Below are 384 nucleotides of genomic sequence, written 5' to 3' on the forward strand. Positions count from 1 at the left end.
GAGCCGTGCAGCAGCAGCCCGTAGGACGCCGCCAGCATGATCTCGAAGAAGACGAAGAGGTTGAAAAGGTCACCGGTCAGGAACGAGCCGTTGAGGCCGGCGATCAAGAGCTGGAACAGCGAATGGAAATGATGGCCCGCGGTGTGCCAGCGCGCGATCGAATAGGCCTGGGCGGCAAGCGCCAGTCCGCTCGTCAGGCACAGCATCAGTGCCGAAAGGCGGTCGAGCACCAGCACGATGCCGAAAGGGGCGGGCCAGTTGCCGAGCTGATAGACGCCGTTGCCTGCGGGCGCCCCATCCATCGAGGCGATCCGCATCAGCACGATCGAGAGGATGAAGAGCGCGAGCGTCGAGACGAAGCTCAGCACACCCTTGAGCGAGCGG

The 384-nt window shown here is 64.1% G+C and carries 1 pseudogene; it reads right to left on the minus strand.

The window, feature by feature from the left end:
• Positions 1–384 (minus strand): annotated as a pseudogene (locus OEJ37_RS34855) (cation:proton antiporter); the annotation flags it as partial.

The organism is Burkholderia sp. BKH01, assembly GCF_025685725.1.
GTDB lineage: Bacteria > Pseudomonadota > Gammaproteobacteria > Burkholderiales > Burkholderiaceae > Burkholderia > Burkholderia pyrrocinia_C.